Genomic DNA, 8,147 nt, shown 5'->3' with positions numbered 1-8,147 from the left:
TCCGCAAGCAACTGGAGTACTTCCCTACCTTGCGAGCGGCAATGGAGTATGTTCTGAGTTTAGTGTCCTAACCAACCTGGCGGTTGCTATAAATATAGAATGTTGGGAATATAATGAAGTTATTGGAGAGCCAAATAGTTTTTTCAAAGGAACTTTTTGGATATTGCCTGGTAAATCTCATATTTTTTTAGATTCGCTTCACCCTGTATATGCAGATTTTCTTAAGGGAAAATACAAGGGGATTTTCTCGGAATCAAGTTTACTCACTTCAAGCTGACTATGGAGAATATAGATGCACTAAGCCCAAATTCTCTTTAGTTGAATTTCCCGTTGAGATCATAAGCAACAGAAGCGATAGCTATTTGGTAGTTAGTGACAATGAACTTTTTACAAATATCCCTCTTTTGTCACTCTCGGAAAACAATAATCAAAGCAAGATTCTGAAACTTTGATTTGGTCGAGCTTTGAACCTTTATTTTCTAACAGTATAGCAATCGAAGTATAGGTTAGGACGTTAAACGAATAGCTGTATCAACTCTCTTCCGAAAGTCTTCGATAGTGCCTTCTGATTTTCTAACTCGATTTTTTATGGGAAACCAATAATGCTCAATCTCGTTAAAATCAGGAGAGTAAGGTGGTAAATACTCAATTTCGCAGCCAGCTGATTCAATTAATTCACGAATTCTCTGAGATTTGTGGAAAGTGGCATTATCTAAAATAACTGTCTGTCCTGATTTGAGTTCAGGTAGTAGTTTTTCTTCGAGCCATTTCTCAAAAATTAAACGATGTTCCTTGAACCTTCAAATGTCAATGGAGCAATTAACTTCCCTTGACATAAACCACTCATAATACTAACTCTAATGTTTCTTTTCCCTGATTTTAAATCGTGAAATCTTTTGCCTTTAGGATTCCATCCATAACCATAATCTTCTCAATTATCCATTCGGGGTTCGTCGACGTAGACTAGTTGTGAGCATTGTTTTTGGCTGATTTTGGCTCGAAATTCCGACCTTTTGTTTTCATCCCTTTCTCGATAACCGTAAGTTTTTTTTCGAGTATAACCAATTTTTTTTAAGGCTTTTCCTATAGTGCGTTAGCGTAGCTCGCCGAAGGCATCGCTAATATCTTCTGGCCAAGCTTCTGCCATTTCTTCTTGAGTTTTGCTACCATTTAACTGAACGAATCGCTGAAATTCCTCTAAATCGGTAATTTTCGGCTTATATCCTTGTTGATATCCGACTTTTGCCTGATAGTCTCCTGAATATTTTCTCTTCTTTAACCAGGTGTCTATTGTATTCCGACTAATTTTAAAGATGCGACTCGCTTAAGTTTCTCCCATTCCTCCATCAATCGCATTAATCACTTTAGTTCTCAAATCGTAACTATAAGACGCTGGCATCTGTTTTTGAAGCTTATTTATTTCTATTATGTCCTAAGTTATACTTCGACTGCTATAACTAAAGTTTGGAGCCAAAAACTGAAAACTAAAGCTCCGAAAGGATTTCAGCGATTGGATTCTCCCAAAGTTGACAAAAGAGGGATACTTGGAAAATATCTATTAGATCCCGTAAAGTACTAAAAGAGGTTATTGATTATTTATTCCACCAAATGATGATACAAGGTTGATTTCAGCCACTTCCTAGTCCTATTGGTAACACTGAAAATCCACCTATAAGTAGTAGTTGAACGAATAATGTATGCCAAGTAATCCCATTGAAGCCCAACCCACTAACTAGATTGCATAGCATTAGTAGATGAAAATATAAACCATAAGACAAAAAGCGCAACTAAGTAAAAAACTTTCGTTACTGTTTCTTACTTTTTTTGTATCCATTTCAAACTCAATAAAAGGCGTTGCTGATTTAAGAAATGAAAGACTATCTCAAAGTTAACATTTTCGATATATTTCATCCTACTATTCAGCAAGGCCCACTATACTGGTACTCAGTACTCAGTATTTAGTACTCAAACTGCTTCTGTGTTTTTTTCGCCGGTGCGAATCCGGATCACTTGCTCAACAGGCGAGATGAAAATTTTACCATCGCCAATTTCACCAGTACGGGCAGCAGCAATAATTTTGTCTACTACCATATCAACCTGATTGTCGTCAACGACGATTTCCACTTTAAGTTTTTGCAGAAACTCAACAGTGTACTCAGAACCGCGATACCGTTCAGTTTGACCTTTCTGCCGTCCGAACCCCCGGACTTCAGAAACAGTCATGCCAACAATACCAGCGTTAACTAAGGCAATTTTCACCTCATCTAGCTTAAATGGGCGGATAATAGCTTCTACTTTTTTCATCTTCTTGACTCCTGACTTCTACTAGCTTCGTTTATATATCTAACCAGATCCGCTGTCTGAAGCTGTAACTAGCAGTGCTTTTCCTAAAAAATATGTAATAATTACAACTTTTTTAAAGTATAAGTGCTTTACTTGAGGATTTGGGACATGAGAAGTGGCAAGGATTTATTAATTGGATAATCTTTGAGGTTCTAACATAAAGAAGTTGTTGTCAATTTAGCATTTTATGTAGCTTTTATAACCTAAAAATAGCTCGTTACCGCTATTTAGCATATTTGTTCGGATATTTAGAGAGTGATTGCAGCCAAACTACACGGTAGCCCGAAAGCCTGCTACTACTGCTGACTATGAAATGTCAACTAACGTTTCTGATGTTCAAATAAGGGACGCACAACGAAATACCCAGCACTAAAGGCAGTCAGCATAATTAACAAGATAGTAATAATTAACCACCAGCCATTGAGTTCCTTGACATCTGGCTCAGTAGTGGAATGATAACTTACTTGTTGCTCTTCTATAAAAACTGGTTCTGGTATCGGGAAATTCATTTCCATTACAGGTGTAGAAAAGTCTTGGCGGCTTTTTTCACGTGGTGTTTTGGGCACAACCGATGGACGCGAACGAGAAACCTGCTGAGGTGGACGTGCTTGTGTTACTGGCTGTTTGGCAGCACTTTTAACGTCACCAGAAGCTTGGTTGGCTTGGTGATAACTAGGTGTAGTATGGGAGTCCACAAAATTTTGCAAACGAGAAAAAGACTCAACGACTTTGGTAATTTCTTGACGCAATAGTTGATTTTCTTGTGCTAGTTGCTGATTTTGAATGGTGAGTGCATTTAGCCTTGCTTGTACTGCTTGCAACTCTGTTGACAATTCCCTGTATACAGATAGTGGTACAGAGGGAGGGTAGGCTTGAGTAGTCGGTGTTGGCGAATTCCTGTGAACAGAACCTATGGTTGTTCGCATCGGGGGCTTGGTATTAAAAATCAAAGTAATTAGATCGTACAGAGATGCTAACAGAGATAGTCACCCCTGAAACTATGCCCAAGAATAATAGAAAAATACCGAAAGGGCAAAGATTTTTTATTTGGGAATTGGGGATTGGTTATTGGGTATTGCTAGAGAGGACAAGAAGACAAGAAGAATTGGGGACAAGGGGAAAGACTTATTGCAAGTTCTCACTCAAGTCACCCTGTCACCTTGTCTCCCCATCTTCCCCACTCCCTAATCCTCAGTCCCTAGTCTCTAGTTCCCACTCCCGAGTTTTAGCCCCCAGTCCCAACAATGGGAAGAAGTGCCCTACAGGGCCTTGTCCTTCGCCAATATTTAGAGCGTAAGTGAGCGCGGTAGTCACATATTCCTTTGCCTGTTGCACTGCCTGCCACAGATCTTTTCCTTTAGCTAGATTAGCAGCGATCGCAGCTGATAGTGTACAACCAGTACCGTGGGTATTTTTTGTCTCTACTTGTTGGCAAGTCAAAACTTCCAACTTGTCCCCATCAAACCAGATATCAACGCCACGCAAATCTCCCTGCATACCTCCGCCTTTAACTAAAACAACCTTTGTCTTTAAAGTCTTGTGAATAATTTCAGCAGCAGCTTGCATATCCTCTAAACAATTAATTTGTAAACCGCTCAAAATCTGGGCTTCATAGCGATTGGGCGTAATTATAACTGCTTTAGGAATCAGGGCATGGTACAGAGTCTTTACAGCATCATCATCAATCAATTGTGCTCCCGTGCGTGACACCATTACTGGATCAACTACTAAATTATTGATTTGTAAAGCTTCCACTTGCTGGGCAACAGCAAAGATAATTTCCTGATTGAGCAACATTCCTGTTTTGGCAGCTTGTACGCCAATATCCTCAACTACTGCCTGAATTTGCGCCACAACAGCCTCTGTTGGCATAGCATCAACTCTCTTCACTCCTAGAGTGTTTTGTGCCGTGACGCAGGTTATAGCACTAGTACCGTGGACACAGTGAAAAGCAAAGGTACGTAAATCAGCTTGAATTCCTGCACCGCCACCGCTATCTGAACCAGCAATAGTTAAAGCAACAGGCATTCTGGAGTTTATTTCAGTGTTCATATTATGAAGATTAAGTAAGTTGGCGTTATCAAACCAAACTATCTCAAAGATTGATGAACTAGGTTAAAACCCTCTTCCTTCCAACCTCCTTCCTGATCGCAACCACAAAGATTTGCCACAACCTGACTTGAAAGTGCTGTTAATGGTAGCGAGGTACTTGCTAAAGAAGCGATCGCTTCTTTAAAAATTTTTAGAAAAACTTCATCAAATCCTTGCACAAAGCGCTCTCCACTCCCATATAACTCTGAAAATTAACAGGACTCCAGCACAACATCCCCATAATTTTTTTGAAAATGTTGTAAAAAAAATAACTCTATTCAGCGTATTCACTGGTTTAAATTCTTTATATGAAGGTTAGTTTTAATACATGAGTTCACAAGGCTCAGTTACACCGCATACAACAAGTTCGACTAAGTTGTTACATTAGTTCCCTTAAGTTAAGGGGTAAACCTACTAAAGTTTCAACCAATTCAACTTTGACCACTCAACAAACGCAGAGATGACAGAAAATGTCTTTAGCTTTGCGCTGCATTGTCTGCGTCCAAATTGGTCGATCATCTTCAATAAAACACTGACGATTGACAGTATCGACATTCCTATTTTAACCATTAACGGTTGATAGAAGAAAAATTTTAAGTTTTACAAAAGTGTTTCTACAAACGACGCGATTTCAAGTCGCGATTGGGCAGCTGCGACTGTCCTTAACAGTGCAGATAAATGACTCATTCAAATAACTACTTAGCAACTGAAGAAAGTTGCACTGTACTACCAATTTCCCCTATATATATTCGGAGTAAACACATGGCTGGCAATACATATTACGTTTCTGCAACAGGCAGTGATAAAAATAATGGCTTAGACGAAAAATCTGCATTTCTTACCTTGGGTAGAGCCGTGTATGAGATGAAAGCAGGCGACACACTCTACGTCATGAATGGAAATTATCAAATGAAAGGGGTTACGCTTTTAAACTTGAATGGCTCACCAAATAACTGGACAACAATAAAAGCTTATCCAGGAGCTACGCCTACGATAACAACAACGGGAAGTGGCATTAATATATTAAGTTCATCCTATGTGCGGATTGAAGGACTTGATATAAAAGGCAATCGGGAAAACATCACTCTCGAATATGCCTTGCAAGAGAAGGATAACCTTAAGAATCCCTTGACCAATAGTAATGGAATTGCTGTTAATGTATCGAAAAACGCCGAGGGTGTAAGTGGTACTAATCCTCATCATATTGTCATCACTGGTAACACAATCCATGACTTTCCAGGTGGAGGCATAGCATTCAGTAATTCAGACTATATAACTGTTGAGAAAAACATTGTGTCTGGAAACGCTTGGTATTCGGCTCACGGCAATCAGGGAATAACCTCTCTCAACAGTTTTAATTTTGATAACAATACTACTGATTATAGAATGATTTTTCGAGACAACATTGTCTACGATAACCAAAGTTTAGTTCCGTGGAAAGCAGGAGGCACTGACAAAATCACTGAGGGACATGGGATTATGCTTGATACTACCAATACCAGCAAAGATAATGTGGCTTATACAGGTAAGGCATTAATTGCAAATAACATTACTTACAACAATGGAGGTGCAGGTATTAATGTTTTCAAAGCTACCAATGTTGATGTTATCAATAACACGGCTTATAAGAATGCCCAGGTTCTTCCAGAATCTGGAGAGATTAGTGTTACTTACTCGGAAAATGTACGTGTCTACAATAACATTTTGTATGCAAGCGACAATCAAAATGCTAATAGAATCAAGTATGCCACAAATGTCATCTTCGATCGCAATCTTGTTTATAACTCGAATGTATTCCAAGCTTCAGATAATTTAAACGCTACAGGGCTACAAAATATTTTGGGTCAAGATCCTCAATTTGTTGATGCAGACAAAGGGAATTTTGCACTCAAACCTGGAAGTGTTGCGATCGATGGTGGTTCTAATGCTTTTAATAGCATCACTAAGAGGACTCCTCAGGATGGTGATGGTAATGGCAGTACAGTCATTGATATTGGTGCATACGAAGCTCCGCGCAGCTCTACCAAAACCCCAGAAATTCAAGTTCTTAATGGCAATATTGACATTATAGATGGCAACACCGCCATTGACTTTGGTGAGACTCTTGTTGGTGAACCCTTGACTAAAACCTTTACTATCAAGAACACCGGTATAGCTGTACTCAATCTGAGTAATCTTAAACTTCCCGACGGATTTAGTTTAGTCGGAACTTTTCCAACGAAGGTAGCTGCTAATGCTTCCACCACCATAGCAGTGGCACTCAACCCCACTGCACCCGGCATCTATAGTGGCAGCCTCAGTTTAGACAACAACGATACGAATGAAAGCCCCTTTGACTTTGCCATTAGTGGTACAGTTTATACCCCGGAAATTCAAGTTCTCAATGGCACTGTTGATATTACAGATGGTGACACCACCGCCATTAACTTTGGTGAAACGACTGTTGGTGATACCTTAACCAAAACCTTTACTATCAAGAACACCGGTACAGGCGCACTCAAGCTAAGTGATCTTACACTTCCAAAGGGATTTAGTTTAGTCGGAACTCTTCCAAAGAGCGTGGCTGTTAATGCTTCTACTACTATATCGGTGGCACTTAACCCCACTACAGCAGGTACTTATAGTGGCAACTTCAGTTTAAAAAACAACGATATTGATGAAAGCTCCTTTAACTTTGCCATTAGTGGCACAGTTAGATCTGCTCCTGCCCCGGGAATCAAAGTTCTCAATGGCACTGACGACAATGACACCTTTACTATCCGACGAGGCGATGGAAATTACAGCATCACTGACTTTGGTGGTGTAGGTACTAGCTCAAACCCTTCGGCTGCGGTAATTGCTAAAGTAGACACCTTGCAATTTATTGGGACTGAATTGACTGCAAGAAATCTGCAATTAACTCAAAATGGTAACAATTTAGAAGTCACTTTTGGAAATGTGGCCAATACCAAAGTTACTCTGCAAAACTTTAAGTTAGAAAACCTAGACAACTTAGACGCATCGACAACAAGACCTGCCATTGGCAATATCATCTTTGACGGAGAAGACAGTGTTACCAAAAGCTTTGATGTGATTAAGGCCAACTCCACTCAAACGTATATTTCTACAGCAAACACTGTCACTTTCCTGAATGACTTGAACAATAACATTAGCGGTTTTTACAGTTCCAACGATGTGATTAATGGTCAAGGGGGTAATGATACCATTGATGGCAGCGGTGGTGACGACCTGCTGCGGGGTGGTACTGGCAACGATCTTCTAATTGGTGGACAGGGCAACGATACTCTTGTGGGTAGTACAGGTGCTGACTCTTTCCTCTACGACACCAATTCTATCTTTAATAGCGCTGTTGTGGGTATTGATACTATCGCTGACTTCAATCACTCTCAAGGTGATAAGATTGTCCTCGATAAGACTACCTTTAGTGCTATTACTTCTGATGTAGGAACGGGTTTTAGTAACGCCAGTGATTTTCAAATCACTAGTTTAGGGGCAGTTAGCGATGCTGTAATTGTTTACGACCGTATGACTGGGCAGTTATTTTACAATCAAAATGGTAGCGCTGCTGGTTTCGGCAGTGGTGGTCAATTTGCACAACTTACTGGTGCGCCCTCTCTTACTGCCTCTGACTTCATCATTCAAGCATAGCTGGGTCGGGTCAACTGAATGCAAGTGTAATCCAAACATGAATCGAGTTTTAAGACGGCTTTAAA

At 39.9% G+C, this 8,147-nt stretch carries 6 protein-coding genes and 1 pseudogene; 2 read left to right on the top strand and 5 right to left on the bottom strand.

The genetic code is table 11. From position 1 onward, the window contains the following. Positions 1-277, top strand: a 277-nt coding sequence (locus tag V7K89_RS26125; RefSeq protein ID WP_335192355.1) for a hypothetical protein, incomplete at its 5' end; no start/stop codon positions are given. Positions 278-506: 229 nt separating this feature from the next. Here V7K89_RS26125 and V7K89_RS26120 read toward each other — a convergent pair. From V7K89_RS26120 to V7K89_RS26100, 5 genes and pseudogenes are all read right to left on the bottom strand, one after another. Continuing rightward, positions 507-1,399, bottom strand: a pseudogene (locus V7K89_RS26120) (IS630 family transposase). A 566-nt stretch (positions 1,400-1,965) separates the two neighbouring features. Then, positions 1,966-2,304 carry a P-II family nitrogen regulator gene (locus tag V7K89_RS26115; protein WP_012410794.1) on the bottom strand — a complete coding sequence of 113 codons (339 nt, stop codon included), beginning with the start codon at positions 2,302-2,304 and terminating at the stop codon, positions 1,966-1,968. A 359-nt stretch (positions 2,305-2,663) separates the two neighbouring features. Beyond that, complete coding sequence (locus V7K89_RS26110; RefSeq protein ID WP_335192353.1) at positions 2,664-3,269, bottom strand: hypothetical protein; 606 nt, start codon at positions 3,267-3,269, stop codon at positions 2,664-2,666. A gap of 265 nt (positions 3,270-3,534) precedes the next feature. Then, positions 3,535-4,395, bottom strand: a complete 861-nt coding sequence (gene thiD / locus V7K89_RS26105; protein WP_335192351.1) for a bifunctional hydroxymethylpyrimidine kinase/phosphomethylpyrimidine kinase — start codon at positions 4,393-4,395, stop codon at positions 3,535-3,537. A 38-nt stretch (positions 4,396-4,433) separates the two neighbouring features. After that, positions 4,434-4,613: a hypothetical protein gene (locus tag V7K89_RS26100; RefSeq protein ID WP_335192349.1), complete on the bottom strand. Its 180-nt coding sequence runs from the start codon at positions 4,611-4,613 to the stop codon at positions 4,434-4,436. Positions 4,614-5,112: 499 nt separating this feature from the next. Between V7K89_RS26100 and V7K89_RS26095 the strand changes: the two genes are divergently transcribed. Continuing rightward, the gene (locus tag V7K89_RS26095; RefSeq protein WP_335192347.1) at positions 5,113-8,082 is read left to right on the top strand and encodes a choice-of-anchor D domain-containing protein; all 2,970 of its coding nucleotides are present in this window, start codon (positions 5,113-5,115) and stop codon (positions 8,080-8,082) included. Positions 8,083-8,147: the final 65 nt, after the last annotated feature.

The organism is Nostoc sp. (genome assembly GCF_036917515.1).
GTDB lineage: Bacteria > Cyanobacteriota > Cyanobacteriia > Cyanobacteriales > Nostocaceae > Nostoc.
This window is presented reverse-complemented; position numbering and strand designations above follow the sequence as displayed.